18 protein-coding genes and 1 tRNA gene are annotated in these 18,673 nt (G+C 56.6%); 5 read left to right on the forward strand and 14 right to left on the reverse strand.

All coding sequences use genetic code 11. The annotated features are described in order from the left end of the window. Window positions 1-169: 169 nt before the first annotated feature. The 4 genes from VL547_RS22010 to rimP form a co-directional block, all read right to left on the reverse strand. Window positions 170-1,573, reverse strand: a complete 1,404-nt coding sequence (locus VL547_RS22010; protein WP_325582063.1) for a peptidylprolyl isomerase — start codon at window positions 1,571-1,573, stop codon at window positions 170-172. A 111-nt stretch (window positions 1,574-1,684) separates the two neighbouring features. After that, window positions 1,685-4,843, reverse strand: a complete 3,159-nt coding sequence (gene infB, locus VL547_RS22015) for a translation initiation factor IF-2 (protein WP_325582064.1) — start codon at window positions 4,841-4,843, stop codon at window positions 1,685-1,687. A gap of 80 nt (window positions 4,844-4,923) precedes the next feature. Beyond that, window positions 4,924-6,171: a transcription termination factor NusA gene (nusA, locus tag VL547_RS22020; protein WP_325582065.1), complete on the reverse strand. Its 1,248-nt coding sequence runs from the start codon at window positions 6,169-6,171 to the stop codon at window positions 4,924-4,926. Window positions 6,172-6,181: 10 nt separating this feature from the next. Then, window positions 6,182-6,652 carry a ribosome maturation factor gene (gene rimP, locus VL547_RS22025; protein WP_325582066.1) on the reverse strand — a complete coding sequence of 157 codons (471 nt, stop codon included), beginning with the start codon at window positions 6,650-6,652 and terminating at the stop codon, window positions 6,182-6,184. A gap of 277 nt (window positions 6,653-6,929) precedes the next feature. On the opposite strand from rimP, the gene VL547_RS22030 reads away from it, so the two are divergent. Further along, complete coding sequence (locus VL547_RS22030; RefSeq protein WP_325582067.1) at window positions 6,930-7,151, forward strand: hypothetical protein; 222 nt, start codon at window positions 6,930-6,932, stop codon at window positions 7,149-7,151. Between the two features lie 55 nt (window positions 7,152-7,206). On the opposite strand, the gene VL547_RS22035 is transcribed toward VL547_RS22030, so the two are convergent. Next, complete coding sequence (locus VL547_RS22035) at window positions 7,207-7,821, reverse strand: HAD family phosphatase (protein WP_325582068.1); 615 nt, start codon at window positions 7,819-7,821, stop codon at window positions 7,207-7,209. Window positions 7,822-7,900: 79 nt separating this feature from the next. Between VL547_RS22035 and VL547_RS22040 the strand changes: the two genes are divergently transcribed. Both VL547_RS22040 and VL547_RS22045 read left to right on the forward strand, forming a co-directional pair. Continuing rightward, window positions 7,901-7,974: transfer RNA gene (locus VL547_RS22040), tRNA-Ile, on the forward strand. A gap of 60 nt (window positions 7,975-8,034) precedes the next feature. Further along, window positions 8,035-8,238: a hypothetical protein gene (locus VL547_RS22045; RefSeq protein WP_325582069.1), complete on the forward strand. Its 204-nt coding sequence runs from the start codon at window positions 8,035-8,037 to the stop codon at window positions 8,236-8,238. Here VL547_RS22045 and VL547_RS22050 read toward each other — a convergent pair. Together VL547_RS22050 and VL547_RS22055 are read right to left on the reverse strand one after the other, a co-directional pair. Next, window positions 8,210-8,863 (reverse strand): DUF2306 domain-containing protein, encoded by a 654-nt coding sequence (locus tag VL547_RS22050; protein WP_325582070.1) that lies wholly within the window; start codon window positions 8,861-8,863, stop codon window positions 8,210-8,212. The two genes, VL547_RS22045 and VL547_RS22050, sit on opposite strands and share 29 nt — an antisense overlap. A gap of 15 nt (window positions 8,864-8,878) precedes the next feature. Further along, the gene (locus VL547_RS22055) at window positions 8,879-10,519 is read right to left on the reverse strand and encodes a tetratricopeptide repeat protein (protein ID WP_325582071.1); all 1,641 of its coding nucleotides are present in this window, start codon (window positions 10,517-10,519) and stop codon (window positions 8,879-8,881) included. 172 nt (window positions 10,520-10,691) lie between these two features. Here VL547_RS22055 and VL547_RS22060 point away from each other — a divergent pair, with 172 nt between their 5' ends. Further along, window positions 10,692-12,953: a sensor histidine kinase gene (locus VL547_RS22060; RefSeq protein WP_325582072.1), complete on the forward strand. Its 2,262-nt coding sequence runs from the start codon at window positions 10,692-10,694 to the stop codon at window positions 12,951-12,953. Then, window positions 12,943-13,572, forward strand: coding sequence for a response regulator transcription factor (locus VL547_RS22065; protein WP_325582073.1), 630 nt, complete (start codon window positions 12,943-12,945; stop codon window positions 13,570-13,572). The genes VL547_RS22060 and VL547_RS22065 overlap by 11 nt, the downstream gene beginning before the upstream one ends. On the opposite strand, the gene VL547_RS22070 is transcribed toward VL547_RS22065, so the two are convergent. The 7 genes from VL547_RS22070 to VL547_RS22100 all read right to left on the reverse strand — a co-directional run bounded on the left by VL547_RS22070 (window position 13,569) and on the right by VL547_RS22100 (window position 18,617). Next, window positions 13,569-13,934: a hypothetical protein gene (locus tag VL547_RS22070; RefSeq protein ID WP_325582074.1), complete on the reverse strand. Its 366-nt coding sequence runs from the start codon at window positions 13,932-13,934 to the stop codon at window positions 13,569-13,571. The genes VL547_RS22065 and VL547_RS22070 overlap by 4 nt on opposite strands. Before the next feature lie 34 nt (window positions 13,935-13,968). After that, complete coding sequence (locus tag VL547_RS22075; protein WP_325582075.1) at window positions 13,969-14,694, reverse strand: SGNH/GDSL hydrolase family protein; 726 nt, start codon at window positions 14,692-14,694, stop codon at window positions 13,969-13,971. A gap of 14 nt (window positions 14,695-14,708) precedes the next feature. Then, window positions 14,709-15,503 carry a nucleotidyl transferase AbiEii/AbiGii toxin family protein gene (locus VL547_RS22080; RefSeq protein ID WP_325582076.1) on the reverse strand — a complete coding sequence of 265 codons (795 nt, stop codon included), beginning with the start codon at window positions 15,501-15,503 and terminating at the stop codon, window positions 14,709-14,711. A 119-nt stretch (window positions 15,504-15,622) separates the two neighbouring features. Then, window positions 15,623-15,943: a DUF6922 domain-containing protein gene (locus VL547_RS22085; RefSeq protein WP_325582077.1), complete on the reverse strand. Its 321-nt coding sequence runs from the start codon at window positions 15,941-15,943 to the stop codon at window positions 15,623-15,625. Window positions 15,944-16,049: 106 nt separating this feature from the next. Then, window positions 16,050-17,627 (reverse strand): hypothetical protein, encoded by a 1,578-nt coding sequence (locus VL547_RS22090; protein ID WP_325582078.1) that lies wholly within the window; start codon window positions 17,625-17,627, stop codon window positions 16,050-16,052. A gap of 85 nt (window positions 17,628-17,712) precedes the next feature. Continuing rightward, entirely contained in the window at window positions 17,713-18,204 is a 492-nt protein-coding gene (locus VL547_RS22095) for an SRPBCC family protein (RefSeq protein WP_325582079.1), read from the reverse strand. After that, window positions 18,177-18,617: an energy transducer TonB gene (locus VL547_RS22100; protein ID WP_325582080.1), complete on the reverse strand. Its 441-nt coding sequence runs from the start codon at window positions 18,615-18,617 to the stop codon at window positions 18,177-18,179. Before VL547_RS22100 ends, VL547_RS22095 begins: the two co-directional genes overlap by 28 nt. Window positions 18,618-18,673 lie beyond the last annotated feature (56 nt).

Below are 18,673 nucleotides of genomic sequence, written 5' to 3' on the forward strand. Positions count from 1 at the left end.
ATGTTTGGCAAAAACGGGAAAAAAGAGGCATCCCGCGCCGCTCCTGACAGTTCGCGTGGCAGGCGCATGAGAAGCGGGCATATGAGCCGTATGTGTGGCCGCATGCGGGCGGACGTAAAAAAGGCCTGGGGCGGTTCCCAGGCCTTTTCTATTATGTAGTTGGAAGAATTTAGTTCGTACCCTTCGCGACCGGCGCCTTGGCCTCGCGGGTCTCAGGGTTGGCGTATTGGGCCCAGACGTGCAGGGACGGGCATTGGAGGTAGTCAGGGTCGATCATGATGTAATAGGAGGGGATCTTTTTGACCAGCCACTTCTGGAAGATGTCGTTCTTCTTTTCGGCGAGGGCGCCGTCGGCAATATGGTTGTAGTCGTCGGTCATGTTCATCCGGTGCGGCTCCGTACGGGACTTCAGGAAGAGGATGCGGACGTTGCGCTTCAGGCGGTCGGTGTACACCATCGGTTGGGAGTATTCGCCGGACTTCATCCCCTTGACGACGTCGATCAGGTCCTTGTCGAGGTCTTCATACGTAAAGAACGTGGACCCGTCGTTGGGGTTGATCATCAAACCGCCGTATTGCTTCGAGTTGTCGTCTTCGCTGTAGAGGGCGACGGCTTGACCGAAGTTCAGTGCGCCGGTGATTAGCCGGGCGCGGATGCTGTCCAGCTTGCCTTTTGCGGAATTGATCTCGGCGTCGGCCACCTGGGGCGCCTTGAGTATATACCGGACCGTGGCGTCGTCTCCGGAGCGGGCGACCATCTGAATGATGTCGTAACCGTCCTTGGCCTTGATGACCGGGGATACCTGGCCTTCCTTGAGACGGAAAGCGGCGTTGAGGAAGACCGGGTCGATGTTCTTGTCGGCGCGGTTGACCTGTAACAGACCCCCGCGGTCTTTGGAGCCCGGGTCGTCCGAATACAGTTTTGCCAGCAGCTCGAAGGTCCGCTTGCCGGTTTCGATCTCGCTCTTGTACTCGTTGAGCTGGTCGCGGAGGTACTGGTCCAGCTCGAGGTTGTTCTTCGGCGTGATGACGATTTCACCGACCTGCATCTGGCTCTCGAAATAGGGGAGGCTGTCTTTGGGGATCTTGTCGTAAAAGGCCTTGACCTCGGTTGGGGTCACGGTGACGTCGTCCACCACTTTTTTCCTTTCACCGCTGGCCAGCAGGTTTTCCTTGATGGCCTGGCGGAAGTTGTCCTTGATCTGGTAGATGGATTGACCCGCGATCTGTTCGAGGATTTCCTTGCTGCCGTATATCTGTATAAAGTTCCGGATCTTCAGGTCGAGCTCGTTCTCTACGTCCTCGTCGGATACCGGGAGGGAGTCCTTTTCGGCCTGGAGCACCAGGGCCTTGGTCGTGAGCTGCGCCTGCATCTGATAGCAGGGGTCCCCCAGCTCCGGGTGGGCGTCCAGCATATTTTCCCGTTTGGCCTGGTCGATCTGGCCGTCGATGTCCGATTTGAGGATGATCTTGTCGCCCACTATGCCGACGATCTTGTCCGCCACTACGCGTTGGGCCGAAACGGCGCCGGTAGCGCCGGCAAGCAGGCTAATGCACAAGGCAATTTTCTTCATTCCGCTGGATTGTTGCGTCAAATTTAAAAAACAGGGGCCGCGCGGGCCCCTGCGGGTATGATCTTTAACAAAGGTTTGGCGCCGGGCCCGCGCGGGGCGCGGGAGCGATCCTTAGAGCTTCCGTTTTACTTCTTCCTCTTCGTAGGCCTCGACGATGTCTCCGACCTTGACGTCCGCGAAGTTCTTGATACTCAAACCGCACTCCATACCGGCCTGGACCTCCTTGGCGTCGTCCTTGAAGCGCTTGAGCGAACCCAGCTCCCCGGTGTGGACGACGATACCGTCGCGGACCACACGGATCTTGCTGTTCCGGAAGATCTTGCCGTCCAGGACATAACACCCGGCGACGGTGATCTTGTCGAATTTGTAGGTTTCGCGGACCTCGACGTTGGCGGTGACCTTTTCCTGGATCTTCGGTTCCAACATCCCTTCCATGGCGCTCTTGACTTCGTCGATGGCGGTATAGATGATGGAGTAACCCTTTATCTGCACGCCTTCCTTCTCCGCCAGCTTGGCAGCCTGCATCGAGGGACGCACCTGGAAACCGACGATGATGGCGTCGGAGGCCGTCGCCAGCAGGACGTCGCTTTCGGTGATCTGGCCCACGCCCTTGAGTACGACCCGGACCGCGATCTCATCGGTCGAAAGCTTTTGCAGCGAGTCGCTGAGGGCTTCCACCGAACCGTCCACGTCGCCCTTGATGATGAGGTTGAGCTCCTTGAAGTTCCCCAGGGCCAACCGGCGGCCGATTTCGTCCAGGGTGATGTGCTTCTTGGCGCGCAAGCCCTGTTCGCGCAGGATCTGCGCCCGACGGGTGGCTATATCCTTGGCCTCGGACTCGTCCTCGAATACCTTAAACTTCTCACCGGCCTGGGGTGCGCCATTCAGACCCAGCATCTGGACCGGGGCCGAAGGACCCGCGGTTTCGACACGCTGGTTGCGTTCGTTGAACATGGCCTTGACGCGGCCGTAGTGCTGTCCGACGACGATGATGTCGCCGACCTCCAGGGTACCGGTCTCCACCAGTACGTTGGTTACATAGCCACGGCCCTTGTCCAGGGATGCTTCGATGATGGTTCCGACGGCCAGCCGGTCGGGGTTGGCCTTCAGCTCCAGCAGCTCGGCTTCGAGGAGTATCTTTTCCAGGAGCAGGTCGACGTTCAGACCCGACTTGGCGGAGATCTCCTGGCTTTGGTATTTACCACCCCAGTCTTCCACCAGCAGGTTCATCCCGGCCAGCTGTTCCTTTATCTTTTCGGGGTTGGCCCCTTCCTTGTCGATCTTGTTGATGGCAAAAATCATCGGTACACCCGCCGCCTGGGCGTGGCTGATCGCCTCCCGGGTCTGGGGCATGACCGCGTCGTCCGCGGCCACCACGATGACGGCAATATCCGAACCCTTGGCGCCACGGGCACGCATCGCGGTAAACGCTTCGTGACCCGGCGTGTCCAGGAAGGTGATCTTCTTGTTGCTGGGTGTGACGACCTCGTAGGCGCCGATGTGCTGGGTGATCCCCCCGGCTTCACCGGAGACCACGTTGGCGTTGCGGATATAGTCCAGCAGCGAGGTCTTACCGTGGTCGACGTGACCCATGATGGTCACGATGGGCGCCCTGGGTTGCAGGTCTTCGGGCTCGTCCTCTTCCTCCTCGGTTTCGAATTCGTCCTGTTCCTTCATGTCGATGAACTCGACCTCGTAGCCGAACTCCCCGGCCACCAGCTCGATGACCTCGGCGTCCAGCCTCTGGTTGATGCTCACCATGATCCCAAGACTCATACACTTACTGATGACCTCCGCGAAGCTGACGTCCATCAGGTTGGCAAATTCCGCCACGCTGATGAACTCGGTTACCTGGAGCTTGTTGTCCATGCCCTCGTCGCCGCCCTGTTCGGCCATCTCGTCGCGCTTGGCTTTACGGTATTTGGCCTTCAGGCTTTTACCGCGACCGGAGGAACCGGCAAGCTTGGATTGGGTTTCGCGTATCTTGTCCTGGATCTCCTTAGCGTTGATTTCGCGGGGTTCCGCGGGTTTGAAGGGCCCACGATTGTTCCCGCCGCGATGATCGGGCCGTCCGCCCGGTCCGCCGCCCGGACGATTCCCACCGGGACCGCCTGGACGCTGATGGGGCGTAATGGGCCGGTTCGGACCTCCGCCGCCCTGGCGGTTGAAGCCGCCACCCTGGCCGCCCTGACCGCCACGGTTGAATCCGCCGCCCTGGCCGCCTTGGTGCTGGCCGCCCTGGCCACCGCGGTTGAACCCACCGCCCTGACCACCCTGGTGTTGACCACCCTGGCCTCCGGCGGGGTTATTCTGGAAGGGCGTTTTTGGCCGGTTGGGATCACCACCCTGGCGGGCGTGCGTATCCGGTACGCCATTCTTATCCAGCGGTATGCGCTTGCGCTTGCGTTTCTCTTCCTTGGGCTTGGGCCGGGTATCGTTGTTGACAGGCAGGTCGATCTTTCCCAGGATCTTGGGGCCTTCCAGCCTGTCCGCGCGGAGGTTGGTGATTTGCGGCTCTGCTTCTTTTTGAGCGGCTTCGGCCTTAGGCGCCTCCACCGGGGCCGCAGCCTCGACAGGTGCGGGCGCAGGCTTGGCCGGCGCGGGTTGTTTGACTTCCTGAACCGGTGCGGGTTCCGCAGGTGCGGGTTTCTTTACAGGTTCGGGCTGCTTTGCTTCCTGCACTGGCGCGGGTGCTGGCGCGGGTTCCGGTTTACGCGGACGTTCGATGGCATCGAGGTCGATTTTCTTGATGACCTTGGGTCCTTCGATCTCGGGGGCATCGATCTTCATGACTTTTTCCGCGGGGGCCGGGGGCGCGGGCGGCGCCGGAGGCGTTTCTACCGGGCGTTCCTGAACACGCTCCTGCACGGGGGGGCTGGGCAGCGCGGGAGGCGCCTGCGCCACCACCGGTTTCTCGACGGGAGCGGGGGCTGGCGCTTCGGGCTCTTCCTTGGGCACAGGCGTCTTGAACGTCTCTTTCTTTGCCGCTGCGGCGGCGGCTGCTTCCTCTTCCTCTTCCTTCTTCTTCTTTTTCAGCGGATCGACCATCGCTCCTTTCGGAATTTCGATCTGATCGCTCTTGGCCTTGGCCGCCTTGTCCGTCTGGAAGCCCTGTTGCAAGGCACGGTACATCTCTTCCGTGAGCTTGGAAGTGGGCTTCAAGTCGTCGCGGCTAAATCCCTTGCCCTCCAAAAAGTCCACCAGCGTGTCTTTGCCGATGTTGAACTCCTTGGCGGCGGCCATTAATCTCGGTGTTGTAGCTTCTGACATAAATATTTTAACACGGGGCGGGCAGGCTCCCTGCCCGCTATTTGATTTTTTACTGCCCAAATGTAGCAATCCTGGCGCTCTTATTCCGCCTCAAATTCTTCTTTCAGGACGCGTCTTACTTCATCTATCGTTTCTTTTTCCAGGTCTGTCCTCCTTTCGAGCTCGGATACCGTCAGGTCAAGCACGCTCCGGGCGGTGTCGCAACCGATGCGTTTAAACTCGTCGATGATCCAGGGTTCGATTTCGTCGGCGAATTCGTCGAGGTCGATGTCGAACTCTTCCACTTCCCCTTCATTATCCCTGTACACGTCTATATCCAAGGCCGTCAATTCGCAGGCCAGTTTTATATTGACCCCTTTCCGTCCGATCGCCAGCGAAACCTGGTCAGGCTTGAGGTATACGTCGGCGTGCTTACGTTCCAGGTCCACGTCCATGCTGGTGATCTTGGCCGGCGTCAATGAACGCTGGATCAGCAGGTTGATGTTGTTGGTCCAGTTGATGACGTCGATGTTTTCGTTCTTCAGCTCCCGGACGATACCGTGGATGCGGCTCCCCTTCATACCCACACAGGCGCCTACAGGGTCGATGCGGTCGTCGAAGGATTCCACGGCCACCTTGGCCCTTTCCCCCGGCTCCCGGACGATCTTCCGGATAGCGATGAGCCCGTCGAAGATTTCCGGCACCTCGATTTCCAGCAGCTTGGCCAGGAAACTCGGGTGGGTGCGGCTCAGGATGATCACGGGGGTGTTGTTTTTCAACTCTACCTTCTTGACCACCGCACGGATGTTCTCACCTTTTTTGAAATAGTCGGAGGGGATTTGTTCGCTCTTGGGCAGGATCAGCTCATTGCCTTCTTCGTCAAGCAATAATACTTCTTTCTTCCAAACCTGGTATACTTCCCCGGAGACGATCTCGCCCACACGGTCGGAATATTTTTTCACCAGGACGTTCTTCTTGAGGTCTCCGATACGGCTGGCCAGCGTTTGTTTGGCCGCCAGGATGGCCCTCCGCCCGAAGTCGAGGATGTCCACTTCTTCGTAAAGCTCTTCCCCAACCTCGAAGTCGGGTTCGATCTTCGTCGCATCGCTATAGGCGATCTCTGCCAGGGGGTCGTTTACGTCATTGTCTTCTACGATCATACGACGTCGCACGATTTCCAGGTCACCCTTTTCCGTATTGACGATGACGTCGAAATTCTCGTCCGAGCCGTATTTCTTACGGAGCAAGGTTTTGAACACGTCTTCCAATACCTTCATCAAGGTAGGACGGTCGATATTTTCTGCCTCCTTAAAGTCCTGGAATGACTCGATCAGGTTAATACTTGCCATAATACACCCATTAAAACTTGATCTGAATTTTTGTTGATTTAATAATATTCAGCTGGATCGTATGTTGTACGATCTCCTTCTTTTTGTTCTTTCCTTTTTCTTCCTCGACGACGATCTCCGAATCGCCGGCCTTTACCAGCTTCCCTTCTACCGTCGTCCCTTCCTGTGTCACAACCTCCACATACCGGCCAATGTTCTTATGGTACTGGCGCTCCCGTTTGAGGGGTTCATCCAGACCCGGAGAAGAAACCTCCAGCGAAAAGTCTCCATCGGGGAAAAGTGCATCCGCCTCCAACAGCTTGTACAGGGCACGGTTGTAGTCTGCACATTGCCGGATCGAAATTCCCTGGTCTCCGTCAAGGAAGACCTTTACATTATTCGTCGGTTTAATCTTTACCTCCACCAGGAAGATTGCGGGATCACCGGCAATCACGGACGTCACCATCCGTGAGATTGCCTCGATTTGCGTCTCGTTACTCATATTCTTATTGCTCCTTCAGCGGGCCGGTTGGCCTTGGGCGCAGCCCGGCGGCCTTATGCCTTCGGGCGCAGGCCTGCCGACCTCCGGCGCTTCTGGGAAAACAAGAAGGGAACGATGTCGTTCCCTTCTATTGTACCCTTGTCCGATGCAAAGGTACTATAATAAACCGGTAACTTCCAAATGTCTTTATTCCTCGCCGTTTTTGGAAAACCTTAACTCCGCTTGACTTACCTTAGCCTGGTCGGAGGCCCGGCCTCCGGCGTCAACACCTTAAGTCATGGAACCGATTTTGTTTTTTATCCTGCTGATCGTAGGGCTGTTCCTGTTCCGGCTCATTGCCGGTGTGGTACTGCCCGTTGTGCGGACCGCCAAGGTCATTCGCCGCGAATTCGAAGAACAGGCCCGACCACGGCCCACCCCCAATCCCGCCGCGCCCGCCAAGGGAAAGCCCAATTGGGATAAGATGGGGGATTATATTGATTTCGAGGAAGTTAAGTAGTTCCCGCGCCGCACGCACGCCACATAGGCCGCGCGGGCCTGACGCGTATGGCGGTCTATAAACCCAGATCCTCCAATTTCATAGGCGGTTGTAAATGAACCGTTTGTATGCCCAAGTTGTGGGCGCCCGCCAAGTTCGGCAGGGTATCGTCTACAAATAACGTCTCCCCCGCAATCAGTCCCTGCTCCTCCAGGATCATCCGGAAGGGTTCCACGTCCGGCTTACGCGCGCCCATCAGGTGGGAATAATAGGCCTTTTCGAAGAGATCGTCCAGCGACACCCGGCCGGTGGCCTCCCGGTAGGTCCTCTGGAAGGCTTCGTAGTGGATCGCATTGGTATTACTGAGCAGGAACAGGCGGTAACGCTGCCGCAGCGCCTCCAGGAGCGCCAGCCTCTCCGCCGGGAAGTCGAGCAGCATCGCATTCCAGGCCTTCTCTATTTCCGCGTCCGCGAGCGCCAGCCCGGAACCGGCACGCATCGCGTCATAAAAAGCCGCCGGGCTCACCTTCCCCGTTTCCAGCTCGTCAAACAGCGGCGATCCCTTGAATTGGGTATAGTGCGCGTCAAAGTCAGCTATCCCTAATTCGGCAAATGCCTGTTTCGTTTTCTTATAGTCCAGGTTCAGGAGCACTCCCCCCAAATCGAGTATCAGGTTTTTTACTTCAGGCATGTCGCAAAGAAATGGGATTTCCCGGGGATTTTTCTATTTTTGCACCCTTCTGCGCCGGGGCTTCCCGCTTCCGCGCGTCGGACCCTTAGCTCAGCAGGTTAGAGCAGCTGACTCATAATCAGCGGGTCGCTGGTTCGAGCCCAGCAGGGTCCACTGGGATTCAGGCGGTTATCAGCGAAAGCTGGTAGCTGCCTTTTTTTGTATCTTAAGCCCATGTTCCAGTTCTACCTGATCCTCGCCGCGGCGCTCGCACTCATCGGTTGGGCATCCTACACCATTGCCGGCGTGGTCTACCGGTACCTCGCCGGAAGCCGGTACGCCCGGTTGTTACAGGTGCTTGCGGGCATCGTCAGCTTTATTGTCATCTTCGCGGCGGTGGCCTTTTTGTTTATCGCGAATATGAGGATCGAGCGGTAAGCCCTTTCCAGCGTATCAACACCTCTGCCAGGAGCAGGTTGGGCACGAAGCCCATCCAGGCGTCGATCATATACAGACATAGCGGGTCCGGGTGAAAGATGCCGCCCAGGACGAGCTTCCAGGTGCGCAGCGTGATCGCGGAAAACGTGAGGGCGTAACTCCGGATCATATAGCGTTTGTGTGCCGCGAAGTTCTTTTTCCGGGCCGCAGCCACCGCTTTGCAAGTAAACCAGAACCAAAGGCAATCCAGGATCACGAAGGCCGCCTTCGACGGCAACAACCCGTTGGCGTACACGGCCAGCACCATTCCCGAGGGAAAATTCACGACCAGCACGTCTACCGCGTAGATCCAGCCCATGACGCGGTGGAGACGCCGGTGTTCCCTTAACACCAGGGGTGAAAACTGCGTCAATCCCGCCGCCAGGGCCAGTACGGCGCTGAATACGTGCGTATAGAAGGCAGCCCGCCACAGGGGAATGGGTATGTAGGTTTGCTTGAAGCGCAAAAAATGGATGTCCGTCCTGAAGGACGCGTAGTCGATCGCGATGGCCAGCATGAGATATACCGCCACGCATAACGCCAGGTATACGAGCAGCGAGGTAAGGATATAAGCGGCCGTTTTCACGACGGAAAGATAAGACTAGTTCCCGCCCTGGGCCAGGCGCTTTTCGATAAAATCCTTCAGGCGGCGGAAGCTCGCATCGTCGGGGGCGTATAACAAGTACTTGTTGTCATACTCCAACGCCTCGCGAAACGCCTTTTTCCCATAATAATATGCAGTCAGGTAATAGGCGCCCGTTTTGACGGCGTCGACATACTTCGCAGAGTCTTTGGAAGTATCGGCCATGGCAATCATCTTTTCAAAATAAGGTGCTGCCAGCCCCTTCTTCATATCCGTGTCGAGGGACCAGTTGGAGCGGGCGCGCCAGTAATAGCCATAGACCGCGTAAGCGGGGAACTTATCGATATAGCAGGCAAACACGCTGTCGGCCTGGCGGTAGAAACGGTCGGAAGCGCCGGTCCGGGTAGCGGAGTCAGCCTTCCGTATGGCCTCCGCGGTGTTGTAGATTTCATTGCCCCATGCGTAGAGATCGGCGGGATCGGGCTCTTTCTCGTTCAGGTAGACCTGGCCGGCCCAATAGGCCTTGCGGATGGGTTCGTGGAGGGAGTCGGCGAGGGCGGCGGCATAATGAATGTAGGCGGTCTTCTGGGCCGGGACGGTATCCAGGGCAATGGCCCGCTCTACGAAGGCGAAGACAGAATCGGCGCCAAAACCACCTTTATAATAGATGCGCGCGGCCTCGAGATAGTTCTTTGGCGTCAGCTGGTCGTCGGGGTGACCCAGGTAGGTATCCATGCCGGACCTGGCGTCGGCGTAGCGGCCCAGCGAATCCTCGGCGTAGGCCAGGAGCTTATAGTAGTGGGGTTTGAACGCCGCCGGCGTGCCGGGGAGCAATGCGGTGGCGCGATCGACGGCCTCCTGGTAGTGCCCGCCGGCAAAAAGGATGTCTACGTTCGCCTGGTCGACCAGCGGCCCGGGATCGGCCAGGGCGGTGTATTTGGCCAGGTAGTCCCGCGCCTTGTCGACGTCCAGGTAGTAGTAATGCACATAGAGCCGGTAAAAGGCGGCCGCGTAACGGGCGTCGGCCGCGATCGCGGCTTCGTATTCGGGAACGAACTGGCTGGGGTTTCGTTGGGTCTCGTAGATCAAACCGGTCTTGTAATGTGCGGCCGCATACGACGGGTCGGTTTGCAGGGCGTTGTTATAGTTGGTAACGGCGTTCCCCCCGTCAATCAGCTTTGCGTAGGCGTCGCCGAGGTCGGTGAATAAACCGGCCGTTTTCTTGCGCTTCAGCGCAAGGTTCAGCTGGGTAATCGCATAGTTGGCGTCACCGGCGGGCGCGTCGATGTTTGCCCGGGCGATGGCCTGGAGGATACCGGCGTCCCGGCCCCTGGTTAGGCTGATGGCGGATTCGAACTGATTCCGGGCATCGGTGGCTTTACCGGTCAGCAGGGAAGCCATGCCCGCGCTCACCAGCGCCCAGGGATCGTTTGGAGCGGCCGCCAGGGCGTGCGCGTATAACGTCGCCGCGGCGTTTGTATCCTTCATCCCCAGCTCCGCCTGGCCTAGCCACCAGGTGCTCTCACCCCCGGGTTGTGCTTTTTGGTAAAAATCCCTGGCGCTTTGGAACTTTCCATAATAAAGATCCTGGCGGCCTTCGTCCTGGGCGAAGGCTATATTGACGAGCAGGAGGGCGGTTGCTAGAAAACGAGGAGACATATCGTTAGGTTTACTATAAGGTAAACCTATTTTTTTAGTTATGCAAGCTTCCGTGAAGGCTTTTAGTTACCCTTAACTATTGCCCCCCTCCGGTGAGGAGGGTAAATTTGAGCAATGACCATTTATGCCTAAATTAGACAGCCGCCCGTCTAACCGGGTACTGCGTCCAAAAATGAAAAGGCTCTTCGCTTTACTCCTGTTGCTTACCTTCTGTGGTCCGATCGCCCACGCGCAATTGCGCAACTATACGGACGCCGAGGGGCGCGCCAAATGGGAGGAATTGAAAAAAAATGCGCCCACGGAGCAAAACTTCCGGGACGCCTGCGACCTGATACAAGCCGTCAGCCGGACCAATATGGGGTTGGCTTTCCAAATGATCAACGAGTACATCCCCATTTTGGAAAAAACGGGGAACCACGGCTGGGTTCACCTTATGATCATGGTCGAGGCAAAGTCGAAGGTGCTGATGCGGCTCTATGACGACGCCTCGGTGTTGTACCGCCAGGCCGAAGTGAACGCCGCGGGCAACGACAGCCTGCTGAGGAGCGTATACGTAGCGCTGGTGGCCTTTTACAGTACCACGGGGAAAACCGACTCGCTCAACAAGTATTTCCCGGTCGCGGAGCAGCAGTTCCTGAAAACGGGAGACAAGGAAGCCCTGTCCTTTATCTATACGTTCAAGGCGCAATCGATCAAGGACACCGACACCACCGGGGCGCGCCGTTACCTCGACAAAGCCATCATGCTGTCGCAGGATATAGCGGATAAGAACGCCTTTTTTTCCGCCAAGTACGACTACATTCTAACCGTGCTGCAGGACAACCCAGTAAAGCAGATCGAGGGGTTCGAAGGCCTGCTCGACATTTCCCGCGACAGCAGCCTTATCCCCAGCAACAAGCTCTACAATTCCCACCTCTATCGATTTGGCCTGGCGGAGCAAACGGTATATCACCAGCTGGCGCAGCTCAACCTGTTGCTGACGGATTACGACAACGCCGGCAAGTATATGCAAATGTGCTACGACTATACGGTGAACAGCCCTTATGGCAAACCGGGTATCCCATACGTCGCCGCCTATCTGTCGATCGTCAGGGCCTATCAGCGTCTTTATGGCGACGCCAAGGCCTACCTGGACACGAGCCTCAAGACATTCGGCGTGCCGGAGGACCAGATACCGCTGGTCAACTACTTTATCGCCGCGGGGCTCATCGCGGAGCACGCCGGAGACAATCAAAAGGCCCTGGAGTATTATGCAAAAGCCCGGACCTTCGGCGACGAAAGTTTTGAGCTTTCGCTGGTGCCGCCCGGTGTTTATTATGCGCATGGGCTGCTGTTGAACGGCCGGGTCGACTCCGCCCGTCGCGTGCTTGCGCGTTTTGAACCCGGGCTCGGCACGCGCAGGTATTCGGCATATGGCTTCTATTACTACCAGTGCTACGCGGAATTACAAAAGGCCTTAAAAAATTATCCCGCCTATGCCGCCGCGCTGGACTCGTTTTACCAGGTCCGGGATTCGCTGTCCAACCTCAACCGCTTCCGTGCCATACAGGTGGTCGAGACCCGGATGCGCGTCCGGGAAGGAGAGCGGGAGATCCAACGGTTGAACGACGACCGCGCCGCCGCCCTGGCGCGTGCCCGGCGGGAAAGGACGTTCTACATCGTCATCCTGTGTATCGCGGCCCTGGCCATCACCTTCCTGAGCCTCTACCTCCGCGCCCGGAAGGTCCGGGAGAAACAACAGGCCGACCTTGCCCGAAGCAAGTTCGTGGAAATGGAAAAACAACAGCACATCGACATCATGCAAAGCGTGATGGAAGCGGAAGAAAACGAGCGCCACAAGATTGCGGACCAGCTGCACAACGAGGTGAACTCTATGCTGGCCCTGGCGCTGCTCAACATTTCGTCGACGATCGAGAAGGGCATCGGGGACGAACAGTCGGAGAAGCGGATACAAAAAACGCACGAGATCCTTTCTTCGGTCTCCACGACCATCCGGGAGCTGAGCCACCGGCTCACGCCCCTGATCATCGAACGCTACGGTTTCAGGAAGGCCATCGAAGACCTGGCGGATACCGTCAACCTCTCCGGCACGATCCGGCTGGAGCTGATCATCATCGGTTTCGAAGACTCGGGTAAACACCCGATGGGGTTGTTGAACGACCTTTACCGCATCATCCAGGAGCTATTGCAGAACATCCTGAAGCATTCACTGGCAACGACCGCCACCCTGGAGCTGGTGGAGCAGGACCACCACATCTCGATCATCGTGGACGACAACGGCGTGGGCATTGGCGAATCGGCATACCGGAAGGGCAAAGGGTTGCGTACGATCCAGTCGAAGATCGCCTATCTGAAGGGCCAGATGGAAATCACCAAAAAGAACGACCAGGGTACCCTGATCGTCATCGAAATACCCGTAAACCATGGCGCTTAGGATTATCATAGCGGACGACCATCCCATGCTGATAGACGGGCTCATCAACGTGCTCCGGGAGATCGAGGACGTGGACGTCCCGGCATCGGTGGGCAACGGCCGTCAATTACTCGACAGCCTGAGCCAGTCGGGCGCGGACATCGTCATGCTCGACCTCAACATGCCAAAGATGGATGGCGTCGACACCCTGAGACGGGTAAAAAAGGATTTCCCGCACGTCCGCGTCATCGTCTTTACCAGCTACAACCAGCCAAAACTGATAGCTGATGTGCGCGCCCTCGGCGCAGACGGCTATCTCCTGAAGACGAGCACCTCCGTTACCATCAAGGAAGCCTTTCGTGCGGTAGCCGCCGGCCAGAAATGGTTCCCGGGGGAGCAGGAGCCCGTGGCGAGCTCAGACAAGCTGAGCGACGACTTCATCCGCAAAAACCGGATCACCAAAAGGGAGGTGGAAATCATCCGGATGATCGCCCGTGGACTTACCACCAGGAATATCAGTGAGCAGATGAGCCTCAGTGAATTCACCGTTAACGCCCACCGGCGTAATATCTGCCGCAAGCTCAACATCTATACGCCCGTCGGTCTGCTGAATTTTGCCAAGGAGCACGGCCTGGCTTAATTCCCCATATCGTGGGCGGCCAGCCAGGACTTCTCCTCGGCTATGACCTCGGGGTTCATGCAACCCCGCGCGTATCGCTTGATCACGTCGGTCGACTTCTTTTTGAGGTCTTCGTCCAGTTGGCCGTGCTCCAATAACATATGGGCGGACCACAGGTCGACAAAATACTGGCTTTTCCCAAGGAGGAGCTGGAGCGCCGTTACGTCGCCCCGGTTAAAAAAATCCCTGGCTATGGCGATCACGGCATTGTGCTCCGGCGACCGGGTGGTCGCGGGGTTGGCCGGGCGTATATCATTAAAGAAGTTCGCTTTGCATTGTTCTACGAATTCTTCGGTCAGGTCTGAGGTAGATTTGCTTTTCATAGCCCTGAAATTACGGAGAATTTCGGTCCCTCCGCTAGCGCAGCTTCATCCTGAGCGCTTCCGCGATGGCTTTTTCCGCCAGGGGACCCATCACCAGGTAGCCCGCCTTGGTGGGGTGTACGCCGTCGCTGGTTAGCTCTTGTTTTAGACCGCCCCGCTGGTCGACCATCGTCGAAAAATAGTCGAGATAGACACAGTGGTTCGCCTCGGCGTACGCTTTAAGTTGTGCATTCACCGCCGGGATGCGGTGGAGCGGGTCCATCCCCGTCCGCCAGGGATATTCGTACGCGGGGAGGATGGAAGAAATGACGACGCGTATCCCGCTGGCCCTGGCCAGCTCCGCCATCGATATGATATTGCCCACGATCGTCTCGTTGCTGGTATACCCCGTATTACCCGCGATGTCGTTGGTCCCCGCGAGGATCACCACCACCTTTGGTTTCAGGTTGATCACGTCGGGGCGGAACCGGATCAGCATCTGCGGTGTCGTCTGCCCGCTGATCCCCCGGTCCAGATACGGTTTACCCCTGAAAAACTCCGGATTCTTTTCCAGCCATCCGATGGTGATTGAATTCCCCATGAACACCACCCGGTTCTCCCCCGCCGCCGGCGGTGGCACCTTGGCATTGGAGTCCGCAAAACAATGCAGGCATGGCCAGTCCTGTTTCAACAATTCCTGTGTCTTGGCGTCTTGCTGCGCGCTGGTTTGCTTAATGGTAAATAGGGCCATAAGGGAGAAAAGAGCAAGCTTTGTGTTCATGATGGGGGTTTGCGCTAATGTACGATAAATTGTTGCTCATTGCCGTAGCCGTAACCACGGCCATTGCCTTTGCCGCGACCGGGGGATTCGTCCAGGTTGTGGCTTATCCGGGCCAGGTACCGCTCCTGGTATTCTTCGAAGATCGATAGGCCGTCCGATTCCTCGTTTGTTCTCCAATCCAGGGTCTTTGTATAAAGGTTTTGAGGATTGTACACTGCATCTTCCAGCCGGTCGGCGATGTGAACCCATAAACGCTGGGGCCGATCGAGCCAGGTTATTTGGGTCCCTTTTTCAATGTCTTTATGGTATAACAGTGCTTGCTTAGCCACGGCAGCATTCATTATTTGATACTTCCGCTCATAAGCCTCTGTCATTTCATTCAAGGTCCGATGTTCCAAAAGTGCATAAATATCGATAAAATCCTTTTTCCTCGTGCCTGAATGTACGATAGCATTTAGTTTCATTGCCGCTATGTCATCTAATGACGCCATTCTAATTCCTTCTTCAACAATAGGGGAAGCAAGCCATTTGTGCGGGTGGGCAACGATATCAACCTTTACGGACCCAATAAAACCGAACGTTGCACTATCCATGGTTCCGGTTACTTCAGCACCGTATGTTTCTTTTAGATATCCCGAAATTTCCTTCGAATCAAATTTTTTTTGAGTAAAGAGGTCCACATCAACTGATGCGCGATGGCCGAGTTGTAGTGAAAGTGCTGTGCCACCAACAAGATAAAATTCGGAAAGTTGTCTATCAACTGAAAGACGTTTGATTAATTCCAGCATCTCTTCGTTCACTGTTTCCACGTGCAACATTATCAGTTTCCCTCACGATTCTTATCAATGCGGTTAAATAAAATCCCATCCACTATGCAAACCATAGAGATTGGTTATTAACAAATAAATGGTAGGCTACCCTGGGTATTTTAAATCCAATATCCTGGCCTCGACTTTTTCCTCCAATAACACCTTAAATCCTCAGGTTTTAATCCAAAGTAACGGCAAACCTTTTCGATAGCATAATCAGGCAAAAAATTCGAATCATATTTAAGTGTGTCAACCACCTTGTCTCGACCATAGAAACGAAAAAGCTCCTGCCATTCGTCTTCATTACCTCGTTCCATTACTCGTTGAACAACAGTGACTATCGCTTCCTGCCAATCGATCGATTCGTAGTCAAAATCCCAGAAAAGTCTTCTTGCGAGATTTGGACGAATACTGCTTTTATATTTTATATCGGTTGACATAAGTTGCTTTTGATCGAGCCTATAAAAATAATACGCTTTTTTTTGTCTCGCAATAGTTGAAGTTCATCAATAGTAAAATTCAGTATAAAATCTTACGGAAAAATCCCTATCCCGGCAACAAAAACCCCAACGAAAAACTCCCCTTGACGCCTACCAAAAGCGAATGCAAAAGATAGTAGGAAAAATAGCGGGAATGATCGCGCTTGTAATCCACCTTGCCGGTGCGGCGGGCGACGGGGAGCGTGTGGTCCTTGTCTTTGGGGATGATGAGGTGCTTTAGGAAGAACGATTTGAACTTGTCGACTTTTTTGTCATCAACGTCTTTGAGCTTGTCGGCGACGAGGTTGTGGTATTCGCCGATGATTTGTCCGGTGGCTTTTTCGGCGGTCATCTGGAAGGAAAAGCTGAGGTTGTTGAGCAGGCCGGATTCGAGGTGGAGGCGGCCGAGGTTTTCGGCGGCGGGGTTGAGGGAGGTGACGTCCAGGTCGTGGAAAGAACCATTTACGATGTATGGATCTCCGGGACGTAGGGGCATGCGGGTGGTGGCTTCTACGGAACCCGAACCCATGAGCGAGCCTTCGGTGACGACATTCATATAGGCGGGGTCGCCGGGGGCGGGGTGGTTGATGAGGTGGTCGATGTGGCCGGAGAAATGGACGATTTTCAGGTAGCCGGTCTTGTCACCGTCCTTGGGGTGTTCTTCATAGGTAAAAGTGGTGGGACCCAGTTCTGCTTTTTGCACGCGCAGGTCTACCGGCAGGCGGCGCAGGTAGTCGACCGGCAACGGTTTGACACCCGTGTCGAGGGGCAGGCGGCGGTCGCGGAATACATAGACCCTGGCGCCTTTGATGGTGACCTTGTCGGCGACGAAGCGATGGGGCGCACCGGCCGGGTGGCTCCCGGCGGCTGCGGCGCGGCGCAGTTCGCCGAAGTCCAGGCCACCTACATGGATTCCGGTGGCGTCCCCCTCGACGAAGTCTTCCTGGTGGCCCTTGATCTTACCCAGCTCGAGCTTGTCGACCGTAGGTACGATACGGACGGTGTCGATGTCGAGCGTCCTTTCCCGGCTATCGATGTCTAAGCCGCTTAGACGTAACTGCGCATAAGCGTCGGGGTAACGATACCGCGCGTTGCTTATATGGCAACTTATTCCAGAAAAAGCCACCGTGCTGTCGATATGCACCGAATCAATTTCCAGGTCGCCCGTGGCAGTAAATCCGGCGCCCCTGTTCACCTGGATATTTACCAGCAGGATCTTCCCTATCGCGGCCTCGGTGAACGGCCTTTGCAGGTCATGGGGCAACGCGCCGCTGTCGAGCAAAGACCGGTCGATGTCGACGCGCCCGTCCTCGAGGAGGAGCGTCTTTATCTTCAGCCGGCGGGAAGACAACCAGCTGAAAAATCCAATACCAGCCAATTCCACTTTTGCGATCCGCACATGGTGGGCATGCGCTGAATCGCCCGGCGCAAACCGGATATCCAGGTTCTTTATGACCAGCGCCGATTGGAACAGCAGGGGATGCAGCGAGGAATAGGACACCTTGAGCGAGGGCGGCAACTGGGCGACAGCCTGCGCCACTTTGCGCCGGACCATAACGCCACCGGTGATGTAGGTTAGGACCGCCAGGGCCAGCACGACTGAAACGGCGTAGGCCAGGGCTTTCTGGAGGCGTTTGATAGACATAGGCACGTTGATAGTGCAAACGCTCTGCCAAGTGTCGCGCAGTGAGCCCGCGCGAGGGCCGCGGCGCGCGGACGGCGGCGCGCGGCTATGTCACGCCGGCGGCCTGCTCGGCGGCCGCGCGAATGACCACGTTGCGCTGCTCGAGCAGGCGGCGCATGTATTTTTTCAAAAAGAGAAAATCGGCCACGCGGCCCAGCCAGCCCAGCGGGCTCCGGTACGCGAATACGTCATACATGACGGTGGCCCCGTCAAAGACCTCGAAACGATGCTCGTGCCGGATGGACCGGAAAGCCCCCTTGACCATCTCGTCCACGAAGACGCCCGGCCACTCGTAGATAGTGATCCTGGACGTCAGGTTTTGCCAGACGCCAAAATGCCGCGCGCGCCAGGTTACGGTTTCACCTGGACCGATGAGCCCGCTGGTCCGGCCGGCGATTGCGCGTTCACCCGTATGGGCGGTGGATTCCATATGCAGGTCTATGCTCCGCGACAGGTCGAAGCAAACCTCCCGCGGTGCACGGATCGTCGTGGTCAGGCGGATGGTCGGCATCAGTCCGGTCGCTGGAGGGTGAACCATTGGCGCCGGTAGGCCATCACGGGAGTATGATCGTGTTTCAGGGCCGGGCTCCATCGTGGACACTTACTCATGATTTCGAGCACGACGTCGTCGAGCTTGGTGCCGGCGCTGTGTAGGATTTCGACATGGGTTATGCCGCCGTTTTTTTCCACGATAAAACCTACCTCGGCGCTACCGTATGCATTTTTCTTTTCCATGTAACGCAGGCGTTTCAGGAGCTGGCCCCTGATCCAGTCATTCCAGGCGGAGTCCCCGCCTTCGAATTCCGCCACGCGTTCCACGGGGATGAATTTCGACGTGTCGGTCGCGGAGGGGGCTACGCCGGTATCCGGGGGGGCGGTGCATGGAAGGGAGGGGGCGGCCAAACCGCCCTGGGCGAAAAGAAAGCAGACGAGGTAAAGCAGGGTTTTCATAATCGATGAATTTAGAGCATTTTGTACCAGCTCTGTGTAAAAAAATCAACAACGTG

Source organism: Dinghuibacter sp. (assembly GCF_035492835.1).
Lineage (GTDB): Bacteria > Bacteroidota > Bacteroidia > Chitinophagales > Chitinophagaceae > Dinghuibacter.

Bases quoted from the DNA above. Each gene is read 5' to 3' on its own strand.
- nusA (WP_325582065.1), bottom strand. From the start codon at position 6,171: ATGGCAAGTATTAACCTGATCGAGTCATTCCAGGACTTTAAGGAGGCA.
- VL547_RS22035 (WP_325582068.1), bottom strand. From the start codon at position 7,821: ATGCCTGAAGTAAAAAACCTGATACTCGATTTGGGGGGAGTGCTCCTG.
- VL547_RS22090 (WP_325582078.1), bottom strand. From the start codon at position 17,627: ATGTCTATCAAACGCCTCCAGAAAGCCCTGGCCTACGCCGTTTCAGTC.
- VL547_RS22045 (WP_325582069.1), top strand. From the start codon at position 8,035: ATGTTCCAGTTCTACCTGATCCTCGCCGCGGCGCTCGCACTCATCGGT.
- VL547_RS22055 (WP_325582071.1), bottom strand. From the start codon at position 10,519: ATGTCTCCTCGTTTTCTAGCAACCGCCCTCCTGCTCGTCAATATAGCC.
- VL547_RS22030 (WP_325582067.1), top strand. From the start codon at position 6,930: ATGGAACCGATTTTGTTTTTTATCCTGCTGATCGTAGGGCTGTTCCTG.
- infB (WP_325582064.1), bottom strand. From the start codon at position 4,843: ATGTCAGAAGCTACAACACCGAGATTAATGGCCGCCGCCAAGGAGTTC.
- VL547_RS22075 (WP_325582075.1), bottom strand. From the start codon at position 14,694: ATGAACACAAAGCTTGCTCTTTTCTCCCTTATGGCCCTATTTACCATT.
- VL547_RS22065 (WP_325582073.1), top strand. From the start codon at position 12,943: ATGGCGCTTAGGATTATCATAGCGGACGACCATCCCATGCTGATAGAC.
- VL547_RS22070 (WP_325582074.1), bottom strand. From the start codon at position 13,934: ATGAAAAGCAAATCTACCTCAGACCTGACCGAAGAATTCGTAGAACAA.
- VL547_RS22010 (WP_325582063.1), bottom strand. From the start codon at position 1,573: ATGAAGAAAATTGCCTTGTGCATTAGCCTGCTTGCCGGCGCTACCGGC.
- VL547_RS22085 (WP_325582077.1), bottom strand. From the start codon at position 15,943: ATGTCAACCGATATAAAATATAAAAGCAGTATTCGTCCAAATCTCGCA.
- VL547_RS22095 (WP_325582079.1), bottom strand. From the start codon at position 18,204: ATGGTTCACCCTCCAGCGACCGGACTGATGCCGACCATCCGCCTGACC.
- rimP (WP_325582066.1), bottom strand. From the start codon at position 6,652: ATGAGTAACGAGACGCAAATCGAGGCAATCTCACGGATGGTGACGTCC.
- VL547_RS22060 (WP_325582072.1), top strand. From the start codon at position 10,692: ATGAAAAGGCTCTTCGCTTTACTCCTGTTGCTTACCTTCTGTGGTCCG.
- VL547_RS22100 (WP_325582080.1), bottom strand. From the start codon at position 18,617: ATGAAAACCCTGCTTTACCTCGTCTGCTTTCTTTTCGCCCAGGGCGGT.